This window comes from Pseudomonas sp. NPDC008258 (assembly GCF_042956345.1).
Classification (GTDB): Bacteria; Pseudomonadota; Gammaproteobacteria; order Pseudomonadales; family Pseudomonadaceae; genus Aquipseudomonas.
The window spans coordinates 77,148-98,026 of the sequence record NZ_JBIBGE010000027.1 but is presented as its reverse complement, the minus strand read 5'-3'; the positions used below and the strand labels follow the sequence as shown (position 1 = coordinate 98,026).

The 20,879-nt window shown below is 63.3% G+C and carries 19 protein-coding genes; 6 read left to right on the top strand and 13 right to left on the bottom strand.

Annotation, left to right across the window (positions count from 1 at the left end; translation table 11 throughout):
- The first annotated feature begins 106 nt into the window (after nt 1-106).
- Nucleotides 107-1,081, top strand: a complete 975-nt coding sequence (locus ACFY9W_RS20945) for a zinc-binding dehydrogenase (RefSeq protein ID WP_391134052.1) — start codon at nt 107-109, stop codon at nt 1,079-1,081.
- Between the two features lie 27 nt (nt 1,082-1,108).
- Nucleotides 1,109-2,029 (top strand): LysR substrate-binding domain-containing protein, encoded by a 921-nt coding sequence (locus ACFY9W_RS20940; protein ID WP_391134049.1) that lies wholly within the window; start codon nt 1,109-1,111, stop codon nt 2,027-2,029.
- A gap of 23 nt (nt 2,030-2,052) precedes the next feature.
- Here the strand turns inward: ACFY9W_RS20940 and ACFY9W_RS20935 are convergent, their stop codons facing one another.
- Both ACFY9W_RS20935 and ACFY9W_RS20930 read right to left on the bottom strand, forming a co-directional pair.
- Nucleotides 2,053-2,382: a hypothetical protein gene (locus ACFY9W_RS20935; protein WP_391134046.1), complete on the bottom strand. Its 330-nt coding sequence runs from the start codon at nt 2,380-2,382 to the stop codon at nt 2,053-2,055.
- Between the two features lie 74 nt (nt 2,383-2,456).
- Nucleotides 2,457-3,107 carry a DUF998 domain-containing protein gene (locus tag ACFY9W_RS20930; protein ID WP_391134043.1) on the bottom strand — a complete coding sequence of 217 codons (651 nt, stop codon included), beginning with the start codon at nt 3,105-3,107 and terminating at the stop codon, nt 2,457-2,459.
- Nucleotides 3,108-3,305: 198 nt separating this feature from the next.
- On the opposite strand from ACFY9W_RS20930, the gene ACFY9W_RS20925 reads away from it, so the two are divergent.
- Nucleotides 3,306-4,055, top strand: coding sequence for an FCD domain-containing protein (locus ACFY9W_RS20925; RefSeq protein WP_391134040.1), 750 nt, complete (start codon nt 3,306-3,308; stop codon nt 4,053-4,055).
- Between the two features lie 172 nt (nt 4,056-4,227).
- On the opposite strand, the gene ACFY9W_RS20920 is transcribed toward ACFY9W_RS20925, so the two are convergent.
- From ACFY9W_RS20920 to ACFY9W_RS20870, 11 genes are all read right to left on the bottom strand, one after another.
- A complete protein-coding gene (locus ACFY9W_RS20920) occupies nt 4,228-5,808 on the bottom strand; it encodes an aldehyde dehydrogenase family protein (RefSeq protein ID WP_391134037.1) in 1,581 nt (526 codons plus the stop codon).
- A gap of 156 nt (nt 5,809-5,964) precedes the next feature.
- Nucleotides 5,965-7,518, bottom strand: a complete 1,554-nt coding sequence (gene garD, locus ACFY9W_RS20915; protein ID WP_391134035.1) for a galactarate dehydratase — start codon at nt 7,516-7,518, stop codon at nt 5,965-5,967.
- Between the two features lie 78 nt (nt 7,519-7,596).
- On the bottom strand, nt 7,597-8,961 hold the full coding sequence (locus ACFY9W_RS20910) for a D-galactonate transporter (protein ID WP_391134032.1): 1,365 nt from the start codon (nt 8,959-8,961) through the stop codon (nt 7,597-7,599).
- A gap of 103 nt (nt 8,962-9,064) precedes the next feature.
- Nucleotides 9,065-9,976 (bottom strand): 5-dehydro-4-deoxyglucarate dehydratase, encoded by a 912-nt coding sequence (gene kdgD / locus ACFY9W_RS20905; protein ID WP_391134029.1) that lies wholly within the window; start codon nt 9,974-9,976, stop codon nt 9,065-9,067.
- 451 nt (nt 9,977-10,427) lie between these two features.
- Nucleotides 10,428-11,237 (bottom strand): gamma-glutamyl-gamma-aminobutyrate hydrolase family protein, encoded by an 810-nt coding sequence (locus tag ACFY9W_RS20900; protein WP_391134027.1) that lies wholly within the window; start codon nt 11,235-11,237, stop codon nt 10,428-10,430.
- Nucleotides 11,238-11,667: 430 nt separating this feature from the next.
- A complete protein-coding gene (locus tag ACFY9W_RS20895; RefSeq protein ID WP_391134024.1) occupies nt 11,668-12,450 on the bottom strand; it encodes an ATP-binding cassette domain-containing protein in 783 nt (260 codons plus the stop codon).
- A 22-nt stretch (nt 12,451-12,472) separates the two neighbouring features.
- The gene (locus ACFY9W_RS20890) at nt 12,473-13,717 is read right to left on the bottom strand and encodes an FAD-dependent oxidoreductase (RefSeq protein ID WP_391134021.1); all 1,245 of its coding nucleotides are present in this window, start codon (nt 13,715-13,717) and stop codon (nt 12,473-12,475) included.
- Nucleotides 13,718-13,733: 16 nt separating this feature from the next.
- Nucleotides 13,734-14,444: an ABC transporter permease subunit gene (locus tag ACFY9W_RS20885; protein WP_391134018.1), complete on the bottom strand. Its 711-nt coding sequence runs from the start codon at nt 14,442-14,444 to the stop codon at nt 13,734-13,736.
- Nucleotides 14,441-15,160 (bottom strand): ABC transporter permease subunit, encoded by a 720-nt coding sequence (locus ACFY9W_RS20880; RefSeq protein ID WP_391134015.1) that lies wholly within the window; start codon nt 15,158-15,160, stop codon nt 14,441-14,443. Before ACFY9W_RS20880 ends, ACFY9W_RS20885 begins: the two co-directional genes overlap by 4 nt.
- 144 nt (nt 15,161-15,304) lie before the next feature.
- Entirely contained in the window at nt 15,305-16,057 is a 753-nt protein-coding gene (locus ACFY9W_RS20875; protein ID WP_391134012.1) for a transporter substrate-binding domain-containing protein, read from the bottom strand.
- Between the two features lie 22 nt (nt 16,058-16,079).
- On the bottom strand, nt 16,080-16,952 hold the full coding sequence (locus ACFY9W_RS20870) for an SIS domain-containing protein (RefSeq protein WP_391134009.1): 873 nt from the start codon (nt 16,950-16,952) through the stop codon (nt 16,080-16,082).
- 145 nt (nt 16,953-17,097) lie between these two features.
- On the opposite strand from ACFY9W_RS20870, the gene ACFY9W_RS20865 reads away from it, so the two are divergent.
- From ACFY9W_RS20865 to ACFY9W_RS20855, 3 genes are all read left to right on the top strand, one after another.
- A complete protein-coding gene (locus ACFY9W_RS20865) occupies nt 17,098-18,123 on the top strand; it encodes an Ldh family oxidoreductase (protein WP_391134006.1) in 1,026 nt (341 codons plus the stop codon).
- A gap of 225 nt (nt 18,124-18,348) precedes the next feature.
- Entirely contained in the window at nt 18,349-19,545 is a 1,197-nt protein-coding gene (locus ACFY9W_RS20860; protein WP_391134003.1) for an aromatic amino acid transaminase, read from the top strand.
- Between the two features lie 284 nt (nt 19,546-19,829).
- Nucleotides 19,830-20,687: an RHS repeat-associated core domain-containing protein gene (locus ACFY9W_RS20855; protein WP_391134000.1), complete on the top strand. Its 858-nt coding sequence runs from the start codon at nt 19,830-19,832 to the stop codon at nt 20,685-20,687.
- Nucleotides 20,688-20,879: the final 192 nt, after the last annotated feature.

Genomic DNA, 20,879 nt, shown 5'->3' with positions numbered 1-20,879 from the left:
TGTGAATTGCTGCAAGGGGTGCAGGAATCATCTGCACCTCGCCTGATTGTTCAATATCACCTGCCTGATTAGCCTGAATCCCTCTCCCAACCAACAGGATTCGATCATGGCTACCCGCATTATGCTTGACCGCACCGGCAGCGCCGATGTCATGCAGATTGAACACGTTCAAGCACCAGCCCCGGGGCCCGGACAGGTCTGGCTGGAGCAGACCGCCATGGGTGTAAACCCGCTCGACCTGTTGCAGCGCAAGGGCGGTGCGCCCTTGGCCTTGCCATCTGGCCTGGGCTTGGAAGGCGCAGGCAGGGTCATGGCCGTCGGCGATGGCGTGCACAACGTGCAGGTGGGTGACCGGGTCGCCTATGCAATGGGGCCGGTCGGGGCCTACGCCAGCGGCCGGCTGTTCCCGGCCGAGCGGCTGGTCAAGCTGCCGCCGCAGCTGGCTGACGAGGCTGGCGCAGCGGTACTGTTCAAAGGCATTACCGCGCAGTACCTGCTGAAAACCACCTATGCCGTGGGCCCCGGTACCCAAGTGCTGTTGTATGGCGCTGCCGGTGCCCTGGGCCAGCTGATGGCGCCGTGGGCTCGGCACCTTGGGGCGACGGTGATTGGCGTGGTATCGCGCCCGCAGAGTGTGGCCAGGGCGCAGGCGGCTGGCTGCCACCATGTGCTGGTGTTCGATGCGGCAACGCTGGCAGGTCAAGTGCGCGAGCTGACGCAGGGGCAGGGCGTGGACGTGGCCTATGACTGCGTCGGCAAGGTGTCGCTGGAGGCGTCGCTGGACAGCCTGCGGGTGCGCGGCCTGCTGGTGTCGTTTGGCGGTACCTCCGGTGCCCCGGCGGCAATCGAGGTAGCCACGCTGAATGCCAAAGGCTCGTTGTACCTGACCCGGCCGTCGCTGGCTGCCCATACGCGCACGGTTGACGAGTACCAGCAGCGCGCCGCCGATGTGCTGGCCGCCGTCGCCGAGGGTATCATCCAGCCTCGGGTCTGGCGCTGCTACCCGTTGGCCGAAGTGGCCAGGGCTCATCGGGACCTGGAGCAAGGGCTGTCGGAGGGCGCGCTGGTCCTGACCGCCTGATACCCGACCTCGCCACCGAGCCTTGCCATGGATGCCTTTGACAGCCGCCGCGCCGATGAACTTGCCACCTTGCTGGCCCTGCACGAGCAGGGGTCGTTTGCGGCTGCCGGGCGGCATTTGGAGCGCCACCCCACGGTGCTGTCCAAGCGCCTGAGTGCACTGGAGGCACGCCTTGGCATTCGCCTGGTGGAGCGCAGCACGCGGCAGCTGCGTTTTACCGATGAGGGCGAGCGGTTGGTAGCCAAGGTGCGCGAGGCCAACCGCCTGATCGCCGAAGCGGAACAGGAAGCTGCCGAAGGTGCTGCAACGATTCGCGGGCGCTTGCGCCTGGCGTTGCCAGCGGCCATGGGCCGGCGCTGGTTGAGCGGGATGCTGGCTGACTTTGTGCTGGCCTACCCGCAGGTGACGGTGGACGCCGAGTACGCCGACCGTTTCGTCGACCTGATCGGTGAGGGTTTTGACGCCGCCATTCGCATTGGTGAGCTGGCGGACAACCGCCTGGTGGCCAGCAAACTCTGCGATCACGTGCGCATCCTGTGTGCGTCGCCGGAGTACCTGGCCCGGCATGGCGCACCTGGCCGGCCGGAGCACTTGGTCGACCATAATTGCCTGGGGTTCAGTGGCTTACGTTCATTTCCCGAATGGCGGCTAATGAATGCCGGGCAGCAGGTGAGCGTCAAGGTGGCAGGCAACTTGCGAAGCAACGACAACGAAGCGCTGCTGGAAGCGGCGCGGCGTGGTGTGGGCATTCTTGCCGGGGGCGACTGGCTGATGGGTGAAGACCTTGCCAGCGGGCGGCTGGTGAGGGTGTTGCCGCAGTGGCAGCTGGATGTGGCTGCGGGGATCTACCTGGTGCGGCCGACCGCGCGCCTCAATACAGCCGCCCTGGGTGCCTTCAAAGCCTGGCTGGAGGCACACTTCGAAGCGGGCGCGCCGTGGCGAGGCTGAGGCGGGCTGCGCGGTGCTCCAGCTTATCGTCTGGCAACAGCATGCTGTACGCACTGCTCGTAGTACGTTTGCTTGATCGCTGCGGGCTTGAGCCGCGAGCGGCTGTTGTAGGTCTGCTCGGTAATGCCGAAGGCGGTCATGCGCATCCACGGTTTGGGGAACTTGCGTACCTGCAGCTTCTTGCGCGTGGCATACAGGGTTACCCCGGAAAGCTTGGCCTGCTGGGCCTCGGCGGCTATCTGCGCACCCCAGCCGCAGGTGTGGCGATCGTTCTGGTTCAGCGCGCGGGCCTGGGCGCCAAAAGCGAGCGTGGCCAGCACACAGCCGGCCACAGTAGCTAGAAGTACTCGCATGTTGCTGTCCTAAGCATCTGAAGAAAAAGGGAGTTTGCCTTCCATTTCAGCTGCTGGGGGCCAGCAAATTGCCGTCAGTTCACGGCCATGCGCAGCGGGCTGACAGCAGGCCTGCGTAGGCTGGCCCAGGCCAGGCTGGCAACCCAGATTACCGACACGCCGTAGTTCAGGCGTTGATACAGGCCGAACAGCTGGCCGCTTTGCACCGCTTGGCCCATCAGCGCAACGGTTACGATCGCCAGTACCACACAGGCCAGGGAGAACAGCGCGAGGGCGCGCGACCCGGCAATGCGATTGCCCAGCCAGGCCCAGAGTGCGCTGGCCAGGGTAAGCGAGAGGAACATCAGCAGGCCGAACAGGTTATGCAGCTGCTGCGAGGCGGAAGGCTGTGCGGGAGCGCAACCCTGGTCGCATGGGAACCAGCCGGTACCCAGGCTGCCGACACCATGCAGCAACACCAGGCCCGCACTCAGCAAGGCCAGTTTCGAGCCACGCCAGCGCCGCGCCAGGCCCCAGGCAAACAGTGCGAACAAGCCGGCCAGGGGGAAGTTGTTGAGCAGGGGCGACCAGCTGTGGGTGGGCGAGCCTGTGGCGCCGAGCTGGCTCATGGCCTGTTGCAGGTGGTCGTAGCCGGGGTAGGCCTGGGCGGTGAGCCACACACCTGCCAGCAACCAGAGCGGTATCAGCAACCCGCAGGTGAGCAACAAGCGGTCGAGACGTTTCATGCTGCGTTTTCCTTCCATGGATGAATGAGCGTGAAGGCGCACATTACAGGCCAGGGCAGGCTCTGGGCCAGCACTTGTGCCGTTTTTTCGAGGGGTTTGATCAACAGCGGGCAGGAATAAATACCGCACCGGGTGTATGTGATCGTACAACCGCTTGCGCTATGATGAGCGCTGTCTTTCAAGGTGAAACACAGGGCAATGACAGAGCAGCAGGTACAGGCAAGGACCCGGCGCAAGCCGCGTAGTCTGGCCCAGGAACTGGTCACAGTGCTGACCGAACGCATTCGCAGCGGCCAACTCAAGCGCGGCGACAAGCTGCCCACCGAATCGCAGATCATGGCCGAGGAGGGCGTCAGCCGCACCGTGGTGCGTGAGGCGATCTCGCGGCTGCAGGCTGCCGGGCAGGTCGAGACTCGCCACGGCATCGGCACCTTCGTGCTGGACGCGCCGGCTTCGGGCGGTTTCCGTATCGACCCGGCCACCGTGGTTACCCTGCGTGAAGTGCTGGCGGTGCTGGAATTACGCATTGCCCTGGAGATCGAGTCCGCAGGCCTGGCCGCGCAGCGGCGTAGCGATGAAGAGCTGGCAGGCATGCGTGCGGCGCTGGACGAACTGAACGAAGGGGCGGCGCATGCCAATGATGCGGTGTCGGCGGATTTCCAGTTCCACCTGCGTATTGCCCAGGCCAGTGGCAACCATTACTTCGCCGATATCATCAACCACCTGGGCACCAGCATCATCCCGCGTACCCGGCTGAATTCGGCGCGCCTGGCCCATGATGACCAGGCACATTACATGAGCCGGTTGATGCATGAGCACGAGGCGATTTATGAAGCCATTGCCCGGCGTGACAGCGAAGGGGCAAAGATGGCCATGCGCATGCACCTGAGCAATAGCCGGGAGCGTTTGCGTCAGGCTCATCAAGAGGCTGAGGCGCAGGGGGCCTGAGGCCTCTGCCAGCAGGACCGGCCCCTTCGCGGGCAAGCCCGCTCCCACAGAGATCGCACAAGTTGTGAATCTTGCGCAGTACCTGTGGGAGCGGGCTTGCCCGCGAAGAGGCCGGTACAGCCATAAAGAAAAGCCCCGCCATGTGCGGGGCTTTCCTGTTTCAGGCAATCGGTCAGATCGCCCCGTCACTCCACTGCCCGTTCACCAGGCGGCGCAGCCCCAGCGGGTTACCGTCACGCAGCGCCTCAGGCAGCAATGCCTGCGGGTAGTTCTGGTAGCACACCGGGCGCAGGAAGCGGTCGATGGCCAGGGTGCCGACCGAGGTGCCGCGGGCGTCGGAAGTGGCCGGGTAAGGGCCGCCATGGACCATCGCGTCGCACACTTCGACGCCGGTCGGGTAACCATTGATCAGGATGCGACCGACTTTCTCTTCCAGCAGCGGTACCAGCCAGGCATAGGCCTCGAAGTCTTCCGCTTCGCCGATCAGGGTGGCGGTCAGCTGACCACGCAGGCCGAGCAGGGCGGTGCGCAGTTGCTCGTTATCCTGCACTTCGACGGCCACGGTGGTGGGGCCGAACACTTCTTCCTGCAGTAGCGGGTCGGCATTGACCAGCAGGGTGGCGTCGGCCTTGAACAGCTGGGCGCGGGCCTGGCTGCCTTGCTGAGCCTGGCCGGCCAGGTGCTGGATACCGGCGTGGGCGTGCAGGTGCTCCAGGCCGCCGATGTAGCTGCGCAGGCCGCCGGCGTTGAGCATGGTCTGGCCAGCCTGGGCGTCCAGGTGTTGGCCGAGGTCGGCCAGCAGTTGGCTGAACTGTGGCGATTGCAAGCCGATGACCATGCCCGGGTTGGTGCAGAACTGGCCTGCGCCCATGCACACGGAGCCGGCCAGTTCGCGGGCGATGGCCTCGCCACGCTTGGCCAGGGCACCCGGCAGGATGATGACCGGGTTGATGCTGGACATCTCGGCAAACACCGGGATCGGCTGCGGGCGTTGCGCGGCCATGCGGCACAGGGCGTCGCCGCCTTTGAGCGAACCGGTAAAGCCGACGGCCTGAATGGCCGGATGCTTGACCAGCCACTCACCCACGCCGCCACCGAATACCATGTTGAATACGCCCTTGGGCATGCCGGTACGCTCGGCAGCGCGCACGATGGCGCAGCCGACCAGGTCGGCGGTGGCCATGTGGCCGCTGTGGGCCTTGAATACCACTGGGCACCCGGCAGCCAGGGCGGCGGCGGTATCACCCCCGGCGGTGGAGAAGGCCAGCGGGAAGTTGCTGGCGCCGAACACGGCAACCGGGCCGACGCCGATGCGCATCTGGCGCAGGTCTACGCGTGGCAGCGGCTGGCGCTCCGGCAAGGCCAGGTCGATGCGGGCACCCAGGTAATCACCACGGCGCAGCACCTGGGCGAACAGGCGCATCTGGCCGCTGGTGCGGCCGCGCTCGCCCTGGATGCGGGCCGCCGGCAGGGCGGTTTCGCGGCAGACGATGGCGACGAAGGCGTCGTCCAGTTCGTCCAGTTCGGCGGCGATGGCATCGAGGAACTCGGCGCGGCGGGCCGGGGCGAGTTGGCGGAATTCGGCGAAGGCTGCGGCTGCGGCCTTGGCGGCCTGGTCCACTTCGCTTTCGGTGGCCTGGGCAAAGCTGTAAGGCAGGGCTTCGCCAGTGCTGGCGTCCAGGCTCTGCAGGCGCTGGGCGCCAGCGGCGCTGCGCTGGCCGGCGATGAAGTTGTGGCCGAGGATTTCAGGCATGGGGTGCTCCTGTAGGTTGAGAGGAAATCTGTGTGGGAGCGGGCGCGCCCGCGAAGCAGCCGACTCGGTGCATGGCACCGGCTTCGCCGGTGTTCGCGGGCATGCCCGCTCCCACAATGACCGCGTGGCATCGTTGAATCGGGCAAGGCCTTGGCATCAGGTAATCGGTGCCGGGTTGAACAGGGTGATGTCGTTGTGCAAACGGTGCTGCTCGGCCCAGGTCTGCTTGCGGCCGCTGGCCACGTCCAGGTAGTAATGGAACAGTTCCCAGCCCAGCTCTTCGATAGTCGAACGGCCTGTGGCGATGCGCCCGGCGTCGATGTCGATCAGGTCGGGCCAACGTTGCGCCAGTTCGCTGCGGGTGCACACCTTGACCACTGGCGCCATGGCCAGGCCATACGGGGTGCCACGGCCGGTAGTGAACACATGCAGGTTCATGCCGGCGGCCAGTTGCAGGGTGCCGCAGACGAAGTCGCTGGCCGGGGTGGCGCAGAACATCAGGCCCTTGCGCGTAACCCGCTCGCCTGGGCCAAGCACGCCTTGGATGGCGCCGCTGCCGGACTTGACGATAGAACCCAGCGATTTCTCGACGATATTGGACAGGCCACCTTTCTTGTTGCCCGGCGTGGTGTTGGCACTGCGGTCGGCGGCGCCTTGCTCCAGGTAGCGGTCGTACCAGTCCATTTCCCGTATCAGTGCGCCGGCGACCTCCTGGTTTTCGGCGCGTGAGGTCAGCATGTAGATGGCATCGCGCACCTCGGTTACTTCCGAGAACAGCACGGTGGCGCCAGCGCGTACCAGCAGGTCGGAGGCATAGCCCAGTGCCGGGTTGGCAGTAATGCCCGAGAAGGCGTCGCTACCGCCACACTGCATGCCGAGTATCAGTTCACTGGCTGGCACTGTTTCGCGGCGGCGCTGGTCGAGCTTCTTCAAGCGGGTTTCGGCCAGTTCCATGATCTGCCCGATCATTTCCACAAAGCCTAGGCTGGCGTCCTGCAGGCGGTACAGCCACGGGTCGCTGAGGTCCACCGATGGGTCGTTGTCGTGCATCACCTGGCCGGCCTGCAGCTTTTCGCAGCCCAGGCTGATGACCAGTGCCTCGCCGCCCAGGTTGGGGTTGCGGGCCAGGTTGCGCACGGTGCGGATCGGGATGTAGGCATCGCGTGCGTTGATCGCCACGCCGCAGCCGTAGCTGTGGGTGATGGCCACCACGTCATCGACGTTGGGGTATTTGGGCAGCAGTTCGCTGCGGATACGCTTTACCGCGTGCTCCAGCACGCCGGTCACGCATTGCACGGTCGTGGTGATGCCAAGGATGTTGCGTGTACCGACGGTGCCGTCAGCGTTGCGGTAGCCTTCGAATGTGAAGCCTTCCAGCGGCGGCAAGGGCTGCGGGACGGCGTCGCAGCGCGGCAGGCTGTCCAGTGCCGGGGCGCTCGGCATGGCCAGTTGGCTTTCCTGCACCCAGCTGCCTTGGCGCAGGTCTTCCAGCGCATAGCCGATGATTTGCCCGTAACGGCGCACAGGTTCACCCTTGGCGATGGCCACGGTGGCCACCTTGTGGCTTTGCGGCACGCCTTCGACCAAGGTCAGGCCGTCGGCGAAACGGGCGCCTTCGCCCAGGCCGCCGTCGTTGACGACCACCACGACGTTATCGTCGTCGTGCAGGCGGACGTAGCGGGGCGAGTCGGAATGTTCGATCAACTGCATGTTGGGGCCCTACTTGTCAGGTTCTCAGGCTTTTTGTACATCTGCCCGCACCGGGTAGCCCGGCGCGGGCGTGTTCACTCAGTGGCGCGAGCTGGCCAGTTCGCCGTTGGCGGCGGGCTCAGGCTGTGGCTTTGGGGCATCGTCACGAAGCTCGATACGTTTGATCGGGCCGACAATCACCAGGTAGCTGAACACTGCCACCAAGGCGTTGGCACCCACGTACACCAGCGCCCACTTGAACGAACCGGTGGCACTGATGATGTAGCCGATCACGATGGGGGTGGTGATCGAGGCGATGTTGCCAAAGGTGTTGAACAGGCCGCCGGACAGCCCGGCGATCTGTTTGGGCGAGGTGTCTGCGACCACCGCCCAGCCCAGTGCGCCAATGCCCTTGCCGAAAAACGCCAGGGTCATGAAGCCAACCACCATCCACTCGGCGTCGACGTAGTTGCAGAACACCATGGTGGTGGACAGCAGCAGGCCACACACGATCGGCAGTTTGCGCGAGAAGGTCAGCGAGTTGCCCCGGCGCAGCAGCCAGTCCGAGATCACTCCACCCAGTACACCGCCAATGAAGCCGCAGACCGCTGGCAGCGAGGCGATGAAGCCCGCCTTGAGGATGGTCATGCCGCGTTCCTGCACCAGGTACACCGGGAACCAGGTGAGGAAGAAGTAGGTGATGGCGTTGATACAGTACTGGCCCAGGTACACGCCCAGCAGCATGCGGCTGGTCAGCAGTTGCTTGATGAAGCCCCATTTCGGGCCGTCGTTGCCGCGCTTCTGGTCCATGTCCACCAGGCCGCCGTTCTGCTCGATGTGTTCGAGCTCGCTTTGGCTGATGCGTGGGTGTTGGCGCGGGTTGTGGATGGTCTTCAGCCATATCATGGAGAACACGATGCCCAGTGCACCCATGACCACGAATACGTGCTCCCAGCCGAAGCTGAACACGATCCAGCCCATGATCGGGGCGAACAGTGCGGTGGCGAAGTACTGCGCCGAGTTGAAGATGGCCGAGGCTGTGCCGCGTTCCTGGGTCGGGAACCAGGCGGCGACGATGCGTGCGTTACCTGGGAACGACGGGGCTTCGGCGAAGCCAACCAGAAAGCGCAGGGTGAACAGGGTCACTACGGCCCAGGCAACCGGCAGGCCACCGACAAAGCCCTGCAGCAGGGTGAACAGCGACCAGGTGAAGATGCTGAAGGCGTAGACGTTCTTGGAGCCGAAACGATCGAGCAGCCAGCCACCAGGTATCTGGCCAGCCACGTAAGCCCATCCGAAGGCAGAGAAGATATAACCGAGGGTAACGGCGTCAATGCCGAGGTCTTTCTGCAGGCTGGAACCTGCGATTGCAATGGTAGCGCGGTCGGCATAGTTGATCGTGGTCACCAGGAACAGCATGAACAGGATCAGGTAGCGCACATGCGTCTTCTTAGTCGCTTGCATGCTGGTAATACTCCCACTAGTTATTTTTGTGCGGGCTCACGAATTGTAACCGGAGTGGGGCTTCCCACTCCGGGTGCGGCAATGGCAGGCCGCAGGGGTACGCTTATTGCGGACCCATCTTGTCCATCAGGGCTGCGAGCATTTCGTATTCTTCGGCCGTCAGGTCGGTCAGCGGCGTGCGGACCGGGCCTGCATCGTAACCGGCGATCTTGGCGCCAGCCTTGACGATGCTCACGGCGTAGCCGGCCTTGCGGTTGCGGATGTCCAGGTACGGCAGGAAGAAATCGTCGATCAGCTTGGCCACGGTGGCGTGGTCGTCACGGGCGATGGCGTTGTAGAAGTCCATGGCGGTCTTCGGCACGAAGTTGAACACTGCGGAGGAGTACACCGGCACGCCCAGGGCCTTGTAGGCAGCAGCATACACTTCGGCGGTTGGCAGGCCACCCAGGTAGCTGAAGCGCTCGCCCAGGCGGCGACGGATCGACACCATCAGTTCGATGTCACCCAGGCCATCTTTGTAGCCGATCAGGTTCGGGCAGCGCTCGGCCAGTTTTTCCAGCAGGTCGGCATTCAGGCGGCAGACGTTGCGGTTGTACACCACCACGCCGATTTTTACCGATTTGCACACCGCTTCAACGTGGGCGGCAACGCCGTCCTGGCTGGCTTCGGTCAAGTAGTGAGGCAGCAGCAGCAGGCCCTTGGCACCCAAGCGCTCGGCTTCTTGCGCGTATTCGATGGCCTGGCGGGTAGAACCACCCACGCCGGCGAGGATAGGTACCGAAGTAGCGCAGGTGTCGACGGCGGTCTTGATCACCTGGCTGTATTCGCTGGCGGCCAGGGAGAAGAACTCACCGGTGCCGCCGGCAGCGAACAGGGCGCTGGCGCCGTACGGGGCCAGCCATTCCAGGCGTTTGATGTAGCCAGCCTGGTTGAAGTCGCCCTGGGCGTTGAAGTCGGTGACCGGGAAAGACAGCAGGCCGTGGGAGAGGATGGATTTCAGTTCTTGTGGAGTCATTGTTGTAGGCATCCTGTGGCGCTTGGGTGAAGGGTGTTGTTTTGCGTTGGAGGTAAGTTATCGTACAACTTGCGCGATGACTAGCCCCTGCTTGAGTTTTTTTGCGGCGGGGAAGGAAAAAGGTGTTATTCCCTGTGCTGGCCTCTTCGCGGGCGCGCCCGCTCCCACAGGTCCACGCTCCCTTCAAGAGCTGTGGAGATACTTGTGGGAGCGGGCGCGCCCGCGAAGAGGCCGGCGCAGGCGACAAATAACGAAAGGTGCAGACACCGATGGCAGACTATTCGCAATCAGTCATCGTATCTCTTGGCGGGGGAGGGAAAAAATGATCGCGGAGACAGGCACAAGGCCGCCGCCCGATTCCACGGGAAGTGTTCTGGGACCAGCAGAGGGTGACCGGGGAAACGGGGGCGGCCTTGCGCCGCCCCGCGATCAAAGCAGAGGAAACTGAAGGTCAGGCAGCATGCTGGCGCTTGATCTGCGCCTTGCGTACCTGGGCGCGGCAAGCATCGCCGAACGCCTGGAAAATCTTGATCGAATCAGGGTTTTTCGCGGCTTGCCACTCAGGGTGCCACTGCACGGCGAACAGGAACGGCGAGATGCTCGGGGCGTGAATGGCTTCGACCAGGCCGTCTTCGGCGTGGGCGATGGCTTCGATACCGGCGCCGAGCTTGTGCAGCCCTTGGCCATGCAGCGAGTTGACGCGAATCTCGTCGGTACCCAGGGTGTCTTGCAGCCAGCTGCCCGGCTTGATCTTCACCCCATGCACCTGAGCGTACTGTACTTCAACCGGGTCTTCCGGGTTTTCCCGGTGGTCATTGAAACCAGGTTCGGCGTAAACCTTTTGGTAAATGTCGCCGCCCAAGGCCACGTTGATCTCTTGCATGCCACGGCAGATGCCGAAGATTGGCAGGCCACGCTTGATCGCCGCCTTGACCAGCGGGATGTCGAACAAGTCGCGGTTCTGGTCCTGGCCTTTGCCTGGGGTCTGGTTTTCCTGGCCGTACAGGGCCGGGTCGATGTTACTGCCGGCACCGGTCAGGTACACGCCGTCGGCCATGTCCAGGTAGGTCTCGAGGTCTTCGGTGCCGCAGCAGGTGGGCACCAGTACCGGGACGCAATCGGAGAACTCGACCAGCGGGGTGATGTATTTGTGGGTCATGACCTGATAGTCATGGCCTTTGCGCTCTTGGCTGCCCATGGTCATCAGGACGACGGGTTTGCGCAGGGAAGGTTGCTTGTTGCCAATGTTGCTGTTGGACATATGTCACCTTGGGACAGGTTCGGCCTGTCGTTGTTGTGCAGGTGCACGGCACGGGGCCCTGGGTGCAGCCTGTAGCTCCGAGCACTGCCGGCTCGTCAGAGGCGACGATTCCGGTCGGGGCATGTAGATAGCTTGCCAGAGCCGTTCGATATGTCAAACGACTGAAGAGGGCTTTAACGCGGGGAATGCGCCGGTTTTTGGGGGCTGAAACCGATGCGGGCCTGTGGCGGCGTGGGTTTGGTGGGGGTGCTGGTCAATAATATTTAACGACGCAGTTGGGTCTTTGCAGCGGTGCAATGAATGTGGCGCAGGTACTAGCCAGTTTCGGCCTCTTCGCGGGCACGCCCGCTCCCACAGGTACATCACAGGTCTTGAAGCCCGAGGTAATCCTGTGGGAGCGGGCGTGCCCGCGAAGAGGCCAGAACAGGGTTCAGTGCAGTATCTGCGCCAGAAACGCCTTGGCCCGCTCGGTGCGCGGCTGGTTGAAGAACACCTGTGGCGGGCTGTCTTCGATGATCTGCCCGCCCTCAAGGAACAGCACCCGCTCGGCCACCTGCCGGGCAAAGCCCATTTCATGGGTGACACACAGCATGGTCATGCCGGTGCCGGCCAGCTGCACCAGCACATCCAGCACCTCGGCAACCATTTCCGGGTCCAGGGCCGAGGTAGGCTCGTCAAACAGCATGATCCGCGGCTTCATGCACAGCGCCCGGGCAATTGCCACGCGCTGCTGCTGGCCGCCGGACAACTGGCTGGGGTACTTGTGCGCCTGGCTTTCGATACCGACCTTGCTCAGGTACATGCGCGCCTGCTCTTCGGCGTCCTTGCGCGACAGCCCGCGCACGCTGGTGGGGGCCAGCAAGCAGTTGTCGAGCACGCTCATGTGCGGGAACAGATTGAAATGCTGGAACACCATGCCGATGTCGCTGCGCACTTGCGCCGCCTCACGGGTGGTGGCGGCCAGGTCGATGCCGCCTACCTGGATGCTGCCCTGCTGGGCCACTTCCAGGCGGTTGATGCAGCGGATCAGCGTCGACTTGCCCGAGCCGGACGGCCCGCACAGCACAATGCGTTCGCCTTCGCGCACCTGCAGGTCAATGTTGCGCAGTACGTGGAATTCGCCGTAGTGCTTGTTCAGGCCGTCGATGCGGATAAGCACCTGGCGTGGGTCGGGCTCGGGGGCAAGGCTGGCAAGGCTCAGTGATGCGGTCATGTTGTTTTTCTCCCGCGTGGGTTCAGTCGAAACGGGTCGCGCTGTAGGGCGCGGGGTCGGTGAAGGGGCGTTCGCCAGTGACCAGCTCGGCCAGCAGCCGGCCGCTGACCGGGCCCAGGGTGAGGCCGTGGTGGGCATGGCCGAAGTTGAACCACAGCCCCGGGTGGCGCGGCGCAGGGCCGATCACCGGGCGCATGTCGGGCAGGCACGGGCGGCGGCCCAGCCACGGCGTGTCGTCCAGGCGTTCGCCCAAGGCGGGGAACAGCTTGCGCGCCAGGGCTTCGCAGCGGCCCAGCTGAATCTGGTTGCCAGGCGCAGTGGGGGCGTCGAACTCGATGCCGGTGGTCAGGCGCACGCCGCGCGCCATCGGTGCCAGCACGTAGCCGCCCTGGGTGTCACAGATGGAGTGCTCAAGCACAGCGCCGTCACGGGTGCTGTAGTGCATGTGGTAGCCGCGCTTGATCGCCAGCGGAATCTGGTAGCCCAGGCCACTGAACAGGTCGGCTGACTGCGGGCCGAGGCAGGCAACCACCTCGTCGGCGGTGATCGGGCCGCGACGGCTGTCTATCCGCCATTGGCCATTGGCCTGGCGCAGGCTGCGGGCATCGCCATGCAGGAACTGCCCGCCACGTTGCAGGAACAGCGCCGCATAGCCCCGGGTGAGGGCGCCGGGGTTGTTCACGGTCTTGGGGTCGAGCCAGTGGATACCGCCCACCACGGTGGCGTCCAGCTGGTGCTCGCGGGCCTGCAGCTGCCCGCATTCCAGGATCTCGAATTGCAGGCCATAGCGGCTCAGGCCCTTGGCGTCGGCCTTGGCTTGCTCGAACAGCGCCGGGTCGCGGAACACTTCGATCCAGCCTTTGGCCTGCACCAGGCCTTCAAGGCCGCCGGCCTTGATCAGCGCGTCGTGCTCTTCGACGCAGCGCTGCACCAGCGGCAACATGTCAGCGGCGGCCCCGGCCAGGCGCCCCGGGGCCGACTGGCGCCAGTAGCGCCACAGCCACGGTGCGGCTTTGGGCAGGTGCGCCAGGTTGTAGCGCACGTCGGGCTGGCGGTTCAGGCCGTAGCGCAGCAGTGCGCCAAGCTGCCTGGGGAATGCGTAGGGGATGACGCTGGAGCGCTCGATCAGCCCGGCGTTGCCGTGGCTGGTGCCGCTGCCCGGTTCGTCGCGGTCGATCAGGACGACCTGGCGCCCGCGGGCCTGCAAGTGCAGGGCAGTGCTGACGCCGACGATGCCGGCGCCGAGGACAAGGGTCTGGCAATGCATGGAACGTATCCTTCGGTCAGTTCAGGTGGCGGCCCAGGCGGCCTTCCAGGTGTTTCAGCAGGCGCCGCACCAGTTCGACGATCACCAGGTAGAGCACAGCGGCCCACAGGTAGATCTGGAAGTCGAAACTGCGCGAGAAGGCCAGTTTGGTCACGCCCATCAGGTCGTAGATGGTCACCAGCGAGGCAATGGCGCTGGCCTTGATCATCAGAATCAGTTCGTTGCCCAGCGGGCCGATGGCCACCAGCAGCGATTGCGGCAGGATCACCTTGAAGAAGGTGGTCGAGCGTTTCAGGTTCAGCGCCCGCGCCGCCTCATGCTGGCCGGGGGCGACGGCCAGCAGGCTGCCGCGGAAGATCTCTGCCTGGTAGGCGGCGGTGTTCAGGGTGAAGGCCAGCAAGGTGCAGAACCACGCCTCGCGGAAGAACCACCACAGGCCTACGTCCTGCCAGAAGCCCTTGAGCGAGCCCAGGCCGTAATAAAGCAGGAACAGTTGAGCCAGCAGTGGCGAGCCGCGGAAGAAGTACACGTAACCGGCCGCCATACGTTGCAGTACCAGGCTACGTGACATGCGCGCCAGCGCCAGCAACAACCCAAGCACCGCGCCCAGGCTGAAGGAGATCGCCACCAGTTTGGCAGTGACCAGCAGGCCATCGAAAAAGCGCGGGCCGTAACGTTCCAGCAGGTCCGGGTCGAGTACCAGTGCCAGCAGTTGATCGAAGCTCATGCGCGTGCTCCTTGCAGGTGGCGGTTGCTGCGCCGTTCGATGAAGGCAAACACACGCCCGGAAAGTGCCGCGAACAGCAGGTAACCCAGGCACGCGACGCCATAGAAGAACATCGGCTCCTTGGTCACGCTGACGGCCAGGTTGGTCTGACGCATCAGGTCGACCAGCGAAATGGTCGATACCAGCGAAGTGTCCTTGAGCAGCGACAGCCAGTTGTTGGACAAGCCGGGCAGGGCGATGCGGGTAAGTTGCGGCAGCAGCACCTTGAAGAACCCGGTACGTTTGCTCAGGCCCAGTGCCGAGCAGGCTTCCAGTTGGCCCTTGGGCAGTGTCTTGAACGCCGCCAGCCAGATCTCGCTGGAGAACGCGGCGAACACCAGGCTGAAGGCGATCATCGCGGCGAGGAAGGTGTTGATCAGGAACTCACCCTCGTAGCCCATGGCCGCGAGGATTTTCTGTGCGGCGATCTGGCAGCCGTAATAGATGATCAGCAGTGTGAGCAGCTCGGGCAGGCCGCGGAACACGGTAGAGAACGTGGTGGCCCAGGCCCGTGGCAGGCGCTTGCGCGAGCGTGCCGCCAGGGCGACCAGCAGCCCCAGTGGCAGGCCGATGGGCAGGCAGGCCAGGGCCAGCGAAACGGTAACCAGCGCGCCGGCCAGCAGCGCCTGGCCCCAGCCTCCGCTGGCGAAGGACAGCAAGGACAATTGATCGAGCATGACGAACACCTTGTGTGGACCTCACCGGCCTTATCGCCGGCAAGCCAGCTCCCACAGGGACTGCGCATCCTTCAGGCCTTGTGCGGTCCTGTGGGAGCTGGCTTGCCGGCGATAGGGCCCGGTCAGGCGATGCGGGCTCTAAGGTCAGTTGTAGATATCGAAAGCAAAGTACTTGCTGGCGATCTTCTGGTAGGTGCCGTTGGCCACGATCTGTTGCAGCGCGGTGTTCAGGCGCTGGCGCAGGGCCTCGTCGTCCTTGCGCACGGCAATGGCGGCATCGGCCTTGGTGTCGGCCACGTCGCCGAGGATCTTGCAGCAGTCCCCGCCGTTCTTGGTCATCCACTCATGCAGCGGGAACTTGTCGGCAATCACCCCGTCCAGGCGCCCGGCAGCCAGGTCGGCGTTGGCTTCGTCCATGGTCGGGTACAACTTCACATCGGCACCGGCCTTGCCATACACGTCTTCGGCGTAGATCGCCTGGGTGGACGATGACTGGGCGCCGACGGTGTAGCCGACAAAGTCGGTCTGGGCGCTGTCGATCTTGCTGTCCTTGGCTACCGCAACGGTCAGCGGGGTACGGTAGTAGTGGTCGGTGAAGGCGATTTTCTTGCGCCGTTCTTCGGTATTGATCATCGAAGCGACAACGGCGTCGTACTTGCGCGCCATCAGGGCGGGGATGATGCCTTCCCAGTCCTGGGCCACCAGTGTGCACTCGACTTTCATCTGCTCGCACAGGGCATGGGTGATGTCGATGTCGAAACCGTGCAACTGATTATTGGCGTCGACATAGTTGAAGGGCGGGTAGGCGCCCTCGGTGGCGAAGCGCAGGGTTTCGGCACTGGCGGCACCCGTCAGCAGCAGGGCGCACGCACCCACCAAGGCCATGGTCTTGTTCATCTCGCACCTCATTGCACTCTTGCTATTGTTGTTTGCCCGTCGACCACGAGGTGTAGCCGACGAACTCGTTATGTAGAGCGGCAGTCGCTTCCAAGCGTTTTTCAACATCAGGCCCGAGTTTCTTGCAGACCTCGTTGACCATCAGGTGTACCCACGACAGCATCGTCGAGGTGGATTCCCAGAACAGATTGAACTCGGTGGGGATGCGGAACACCTCATCGGCGTTGGCATCGGCCCAGTCACAGAAGGTGTCGGTCACCAGGGTGACCGCAATGCCTGCCTCGCGTGCCTTCTGGCACAGCAACAGGGCGTGGCGGGAATAACGGCGCGCTTCGAACACCACCAGCGCACTGTCTTCGGCGCGGCCCAGCAGTACGTCGCCAAAGTGCCCGGCGCTGATATCCACCAGCTGCACGCCATCGCGCAGGTATTGCAGCAAGTGGCTCATGCACATGGCGACGCCGCGCTCGGTCTGGAAACCGGCAACAAACACCCGTGGCTTGCTCGCCAGGCGTTGCGCCACGCTGTGCCAGGTGGGGCTTTGGCGGTACTCGTGCACGCGCATCAAGGCGGCGATTTCCAGCTCCAGGCTGCCGGCGTTGTCACTGGCGTCCTGGTTCTGGCGGTAATCTTGCAGGCGGTCCCCCACCAGCCACGGGCCATCGCCCAGGTCGTTCTGCAGGTCTTGTTTTAATGCCTTGAGGTGGGCATAACCCAATGAACGGCAGAAGCGCCCGACGCTGGATTCGCTGACACCCAGCTTGGCCGCGATGCTGGCCGAGGTCTGAAACGGCAGTTCGTGCAGGTTGGCAAGCATGTAGGTAGCGATCTTGCGGCCCGAAGCAGCGGCTCCTTCGAGGCTGTTTTCCAGGCGTTGCTTGATCGGTTGGCTCATGCTGTGGCTCCAGGGGGGTAAGGCTTGGGCTAGAAAATGAATGTTTTCTGTCATCAAGTCAATATTTGACAGATTGCTGTCACATGCAGGAAAGTTTTTGTCGTTGCAACGCTGTAGCCATTCCAATACCAACAAGGAGCTTCAGATGTCCGCACCTTCCACCAGCACTGTTGTGCGTGTGCCTTTTACCGAACTGCAGGGCCTGTTGCAGGCTGTCTTCCAGCGCCATGGCTGCAGCGAGCGCGTGGCCGGGGTGCTGGCTCACAACTGCGCCAGTGCCCAGCGTGACGGCGCGCACAGCCATGGGGTATTCCGCATGCCTGGGTATGTATCGACCTTGGCCAGTGGTTGGGTCGACGGCCAGGCCACGCCGAAGGTCAGTGATGTGGCTGCCGGCTATGTCAGTGTCGATGCCGCTGGCGGCTTCGCCCAGCCGGCGCTGGCTGCGGCCCGCGAACTGTTGGTGGCCAAGGCGCGCAATGCCGGCATCGCCGTGCTGGCAATCCACAACTCGCACCACTTCGCGGCACTGTGGCCAGATGTTGAACCGTTTGCCGAAGAGGGCCTGGTGGCCCTGAGCGTGGTCAACAGCATGACCTGCGTGGTGCCGCATGGCGCCCGCAAGCCACTGTTCGGCACCAACCCCATTGCATTTGCTGCGCCTTGCGCCGAACACGACCCGATCGTCTTCGACATGGCGACCAGCGCCATGGCGCATGGCGATGTGCAGATTGCGGCGCGTGCCGGCCAGCAACTGCCGGAAGGCATGGGGGTGAATGCCAATGGCGAGCCGACCACCGACCCGCTGGCCATCCTCGAGGGCGGTGCCTTGCTCCCGTTTGGCGGGCACAAGGGCTCGGCGCTGTCGATGATGGTCGAGCTGCTGGCGGCGGCGCTGACCGGCGGTAATTTCTCCTGGGAGTTCGACTGGTCCGGGCACCCGGGGGCGAAAACGCCATGGACGGGGCAGCTGATCATCGTCATCGACCCGCACAAGGCCGAGGGCGAGCGGTTTGCCCAGCGCAGCCGCGAGTTGGTGGAACAGATGCAGGCGGTGGGGCTGACGCGCATGCCGGGTGAGCGACGTTATCGCGAGCGTGAGGTGGCCGAGGAGGAGGGGGTGGCGGTGACTGAGCAGGAGTTGCAGGGCCTGAAAGACTTGCTTGGCTGACCCGGCCTCTTCGCGGGCACGCCCGCTCCCACAGGGATATCACCGCCCTTGAGGCCTGTGCGGTGCATGTGGGAGCGGGCATGCCCGCGAAGAATCCAGCACAAAATCCCGGCCATGCAATGTTGCATAGACAACCTTGCACAATGGTGGATGTTCCTGAGCCCGCACTCCGGGTATGCTCAGGGCTGCCTTTTCGAACTGTCCTGATCCAAGGAGTTGCACGCTGTGTTCAAACATGTCGATGCCTATGCCGGCGACCCGATCCTCTCGTTGATGGAAACCTTCAAGGCCGACCCGCGCGCCGACAAGGTCAACCTGAGCATCGGCCTGTATTACGATGAGGCCGGCGTGGTGCCGCAACTGGCGGCGGTGGATGCGGTGGAAAAACGCATTGCCGGCCAGGACCACGAAGCATCCCTTTACCTGCCGATGGAAGGCCTGGCCAGCTACCGCCAGGCGATCCAGGCGCTGCTGTTTGGTGCCGATCACCCGGCCGTGACCGGCGGTCGCGTGGCCACGGTGCAGACCGTGGGCGGCTCCGGCGCCCTGAAAGTCGGTGCCGACTTCCTCAAGCGCTATTTCCCGCAGTCCGAAGTCTGGGTCAGCAACCCGACCTGGGACAACCACCGCGCCATCTTCGAAGGTGCCGGCTTCAAGGTGCACACCTACCCGTACTTCGACCAGGCCACCCGTGGCGTGGACTTCGACGGCATGCTGGCCACCCTGCAAAGCCTGCCAGCCAACAGCGTGGTACTGCTGCACCCCTGCTGCCACAACCCCACCGGCGCCGACCTGGAGCAACACCAGTGGCAACAGGTGGTCGAAGTGGTCAAGGCGCGCCAGCTGATCCCGTTCCTCGACATCGCCTACCAGGGCTTTGCCGAAGGCCTGGTGGAAGACGCCTACGCCATCCGCGAAATGGCCCGTGCCGGCGTGCCGTGCCTGGTCAGCAACTCGTTCTCGAAAATCTTCTCGCTGTACGGCGAGCGGGTTGGCGGCCTGTCGGTGGTGTGTGACGACGACGCCACTGCCCAGAGCGTTCTTGGCCAGCTCAAGGCCACCGTACGTCGCAACTACTCCAGCCCGCCCGCTTTCGGCGCCCAGCTGGTTGCAGGCGTGCTCAGCGATGCCGGCCTGAATGCCCAGTGGGCCGACGAGGTCGAAGTGATGCGCAAGCGTATCCTCGACATGCGCCAGGCGCTGGTCGATGCCCTGGCCGTGCTGCTGCCAGGTCAGGACTTCCAGTTCTTCCTGCGCCAGCGTGGCATGTTCAGCTACACCGGCTTCAGCGTCGAGCAAGTGCGCCGCCTGCGTGACGAATTCGGTGTGTACCTGATCGACAGCGGTCGCGTGTGCATGTCCGGCCTGCGCCCAGCCAATCTGCAACAGGTTGCCGAAGCGTTCGCTGCTGTTCAGAAATAGTGCAAGATACGGGGCGCATTGCGCCCCTTTCTCTACATGAATCGCTCCCGCCCCCTTGGCACCTCCTCGTATAGATAAATGTCGCCGCCCTCGAACAGGTTTGCCTGATCAAAACACCTGATATTTCTGCCAGTTGTGCCCTGAGGCCGATCTGCCAATACTGGCGTAGCGGTGAATGAACTCAGGCGCGAGGGCGAAGGGTGAAACTATTTTATTGCGCAGGAAAAGTGCACACCCTAAAGTCGGAAGATAGTGTTCGATGGGTCATCCGACACGAAAGGGAAGTGCTTGTAGAACGGGGTGCTGTTACCCGCATGGCGTGGGGAGATAAGCAGGCTTCAGTACTTGGGATGACGGGGCCAGCAGGGGGGCGTGGAGAAAGCTACAGCGTCTACGGCTTACATAAGAATTTTGCCGAATTGGCAAATGCCATCGGCTTTTCAGGGTATTACTTCGATGCACTCTCCAAATACTATCTGCTGGGTAACGGTTATCGTAGCTATAGCCCCAGTATGATGCGTTTTTTGTCACCCGATAGTCTTAGCCCCTTTAGCCGAGGTGGCCTGAATGCGTATGGGTACTGTGCCGGAGATCCGATAAACCGAGTTGATCCGGATGGGCGATTTTGGAATTCGGCGTTGACTCTCAAACGAGTCAAGGTCAACGCTACAAATAGCTCTCCTGGTTTGCGGAGATTTATGAAGTCTACCACAGGTAAGAAGAGGCCGAGCTTCGAAGTTGCAGATTTTACCGCAGAGTTCAAGGATGCATTTGATGCTACACCCTCAGGTGAGTTAACGCTTGACCAATTTCCTCACAGTGAGGGCATGCAATCAGTCAGAGTGATGATTCTGTACCGTTCTATGAAAAACGCGAAGCGCGCCTATATGGCACTCGCCGTAAATGAAATGGACATTGATTCGAGAGGGATGTTTCCGCAGCAGGAAAGCCAAGTTGTACGGATGGTGGAGAAGTTGCGTGATGCCCGAGACATCAGCATTCCATTCCAAGAGCATGATCGAGGATTTCAGCGCGCACACGCAGAGAATATGACGAAGATTGAAGGTTGGCTGAAGAATATGAGAATGGAGCGAGATGCAAACGCCCTTCAGTTAGCTGAGGTGCTTAGGCGTCAACAGTAACTTTTAAACGTTATGAGCGCCACTGCGAATGGGACTGGTATTTCGTCCGGACGGGCTCGTCGGTGCCTCCCTTGTCATGACAAGTGCAACCGCTCCTCGGAAAAGGGCTTCGCAAGTGCAACCTTTCCGTGCACAATCGCGCCCCTCTTCCCCGGTTGAGTTGGGCGAAACGTCTATTTCGCCATTCTCAGC

Coding starts and splice junctions, on each gene's coding strand:
- ACFY9W_RS20925 (WP_391134040.1), top strand. CDS start 3,306: ATGACAGAGCAGCAGGTACAGGCAAGGACCCGGCGCAAGCCGCGTAGT.
- ACFY9W_RS20875 (WP_391134012.1), bottom strand. CDS start 16,057: ATGAACAAGACCATGGCCTTGGTGGGTGCGTGCGCCCTGCTGCTGACG.
- ACFY9W_RS20945 (WP_391134052.1), top strand. CDS start 107: ATGGCTACCCGCATTATGCTTGACCGCACCGGCAGCGCCGATGTCATG.
- ACFY9W_RS20935 (WP_391134046.1), bottom strand. CDS start 2,382: ATGCGAGTACTTCTAGCTACTGTGGCCGGCTGTGTGCTGGCCACGCTC.
- ACFY9W_RS20865 (WP_391134006.1), top strand. CDS start 17,098: ATGTCCGCACCTTCCACCAGCACTGTTGTGCGTGTGCCTTTTACCGAA.
- ACFY9W_RS20895 (WP_391134024.1), bottom strand. CDS start 12,450: ATGACCGCATCACTGAGCCTTGCCAGCCTTGCCCCCGAGCCCGACCCA.
- ACFY9W_RS20900 (WP_391134027.1), bottom strand. CDS start 11,237: ATGTCCAACAGCAACATTGGCAACAAGCAACCTTCCCTGCGCAAACCC.
- ACFY9W_RS20940 (WP_391134049.1), top strand. CDS start 1,109: ATGGATGCCTTTGACAGCCGCCGCGCCGATGAACTTGCCACCTTGCTG.
- kdgD (WP_391134029.1), bottom strand. CDS start 9,976: ATGACTCCACAAGAACTGAAATCCATCCTCTCCCACGGCCTGCTGTCT.
- ACFY9W_RS20890 (WP_391134021.1), bottom strand. CDS start 13,717: ATGCATTGCCAGACCCTTGTCCTCGGCGCCGGCATCGTCGGCGTCAGC.
- ACFY9W_RS20885 (WP_391134018.1), bottom strand. CDS start 14,444: ATGAGCTTCGATCAACTGCTGGCACTGGTACTCGACCCGGACCTGCTG.
- ACFY9W_RS20910 (WP_391134032.1), bottom strand. CDS start 8,961: ATGCAAGCGACTAAGAAGACGCATGTGCGCTACCTGATCCTGTTCATG.
- ACFY9W_RS20870 (WP_391134009.1), bottom strand. CDS start 16,952: ATGAGCCAACCGATCAAGCAACGCCTGGAAAACAGCCTCGAAGGAGCC.
- ACFY9W_RS20930 (WP_391134043.1), bottom strand. CDS start 3,107: ATGAAACGTCTCGACCGCTTGTTGCTCACCTGCGGGTTGCTGATACCG.
- garD (WP_391134035.1), bottom strand. CDS start 7,518: ATGCAGTTGATCGAACATTCCGACTCGCCCCGCTACGTCCGCCTGCAC.
- ACFY9W_RS20880 (WP_391134015.1), bottom strand. CDS start 15,160: ATGCTCGATCAATTGTCCTTGCTGTCCTTCGCCAGCGGAGGCTGGGGC.
- ACFY9W_RS20920 (WP_391134037.1), bottom strand. CDS start 5,808: ATGCCTGAAATCCTCGGCCACAACTTCATCGCCGGCCAGCGCAGCGCC.